Below are 2,006 nucleotides of genomic sequence, written 5' to 3'. Positions count from 1 at the left end.
CGGGGACCCTTCTATGGCTTCGAGTCAAGACCCAACACGCGATGAAGCGGTCGGTCGTCGTCTCGGCCTGAGACCCCACGGCGCCGGTCAGGGAGTCGACGGGGTCCCGGTGGATACTGGACGCCGCAGCGAGCCCGACGGGCCGCGTGTTCTGAAGCGAGGTCGTAGGACATGCCACAAGACAAGAACCTTCCCCCGTTCCTGAAGTACGCCAACAGGGTGATCGTGTTCCTCAACAACATCGGTATCACCACCGGTCCTCCGCATGTTCTGACCGTGGTCGGCCGAGTCTCCGGCGAGCCGCGCTCCACACCCGTCTCGATCGTTGTCGTGGACGGGGCTCGGTACGTGGTCGCCGGACAGAAGATGTCCTGGGTCAAGAACGTGAGGGCTGCCGGCCGTGGCGAGATCCAGCGCGGCCGACGACGAGAGGCAGTGAATTTCACCGAGATGACCCTTGAACAGCGCGGCCCGATCCTCAGCGCGTACTGGCATCAGCACAGCCAGGGCCGAAAAGTCGCCGCTCAGATCTTCGAAGTCGGCCCGGAGGCGAGCGCTGCCGATTTCGCAGCGGCCGCGCCGCGCTGCGCAGTGTTCCGCTTAGACGATCAGGACGCTACCACCCTCGCGTAAGACTCGTCACCTCTGACGCTCGTCGACGGCCGAACAGACGCCCTCGCATCGTGCTCGGCGCCCATTCATACGGCTAGGTGCACAACGCCATGCGGACCTGTAGCGCCTTGAATAGTTCACGTGCGATGTATCGCTTGACGCTGCGCCTGATCTCGCGGACAGTTCGGCCCTCTGACGTTCGTCGATCGACGTACGCGCGCGTGCGCGCCTCGGACACCATCCGTACGCGAGCGATCACGTCGAGCGCGCGATTGAGCTGACGGTCACCGCCACGGTTGAGCCGGTGACGTGTCGTGTTCCCCGATGACGCCGGAATCGGGTTCACTCCGGCGAGAGCTGCGAAAGCAGCCTCGCTCCGCACCCTGCCCGGGTGGGAGTATGCCGCGACTGCCACTGCGGCGGTGACCGGGCCGACGCCGTAGATCTGCTGCAGCCCGGGCGCGAGAAGCTCGACCAGCTCAGCTAACGCTTCGCGGTTGTGTCGCATCTGCCGTCCAAGATCGATCACGGTCGAGGCCAGCCGGACAGCTTCAGCGCGGATGATGCGCTCAGCCACGTCGGAACGATTAGCGTCCAGATTGGCGAGCTGCTGCACACCACGATCGGTGAGTGCCCGCCTCGTGTCGAGCCCGAAGTCCGCGGTACGAATCAACGCGTTGAGCTGGTTCCGGGCGCTCGTGCGACGAACTTCCATATCTCGGCGGGCGTCAAGCGTCACTCGGAGTGCATTGCGCAGCCCGTCGGCCTTCGGCCGAGTCAGCGCCTCGAGCTCGATCCCCATAGCCGAGGTCGCGGCAGCGATCGCGTCGATTTCATCAGTCTTGCCGCGGACGCGGCTCGACTTCTTCGGCGGCCGGACCTCGCAGAACACGATCTCGTCACGCAGCAGCGCTCGACCCAACGACGCACCGTAGGAGCCAGTGCCCTCCATCGCGAACAGAACCGACCCGCCCGCGATGCCTCGCACCCAGGCGATCGCTCTGTCGATCGCCGCCGCCGTGACCGGGAAGGCTTTCGTTCCGAGGATCTCGCCGGTCTTGGTAGCGACGATTGCGTAGGTGTGGGTGCGGGCGTGGGTGTCGACTCCGACGACGTGGTCATAGCGGTGGGCGACGATCATGCGGCCTCTTCTCCTCAGGGGTCATCCGGGTGGGATGCGCCGCGGAGGCATCTCTCTAACGAGTCACGCGGCCGAAGTCGCGGACAACCTTCTATCAAGCCATCGCAGCGTCACGCCGGAACTAGCTCGCTCGGACGGACAGGTCCCCAGCAAGACACAGCGGTCAAGAGTGTGATGAGTCACGCCCGAGCAAGCCAGGACCAGCCTGACAGCCGGCACCAGGCCAGCCGAGATCATTAGAGAGTGTGAGGGG

General features: G+C 65.1%; 2 protein-coding genes. One reads left to right on the top strand and one right to left on the bottom strand.

Annotated elements, in window-relative coordinates; translation table 11 throughout:
• Positions 1-171 precede the first annotated feature (171 nt).
• Positions 172-633, top strand: coding sequence for a nitroreductase family deazaflavin-dependent oxidoreductase (locus C5C36_RS17170; RefSeq protein ID WP_104226502.1), 462 nt, complete (start codon positions 172-174; stop codon positions 631-633).
• 73 nt (positions 634-706) lie between these two features.
• Here the strand turns inward: C5C36_RS17170 and C5C36_RS17165 are convergent, their stop codons facing one another.
• Entirely contained in the window at positions 707-1,753 is a 1,047-nt protein-coding gene (locus tag C5C36_RS17165) for an IS110 family transposase (protein WP_104310112.1), read from the bottom strand.
• Positions 1,754-2,006 lie beyond the last annotated feature (253 nt).

It is taken from the genome of Rathayibacter sp. AY1G1, assembly GCF_002932095.1.
Taxonomy (GTDB): Bacteria; Actinomycetota; Actinomycetes; order Actinomycetales; family Microbacteriaceae; genus Rathayibacter.
This window is presented reverse-complemented; position numbering and strand designations above follow the sequence as displayed.

Excerpts from the sequence above, each read along its gene's own strand:
- C5C36_RS17165 (WP_104310112.1), bottom strand. The coding sequence starts at position 1,753 with ATGATCGTCGCCCACCGCTATGACCACGTCGTCGGAGTCGACACCCAC.
- C5C36_RS17170 (WP_104226502.1), top strand. The coding sequence starts at position 172 with ATGCCACAAGACAAGAACCTTCCCCCGTTCCTGAAGTACGCCAACAGG.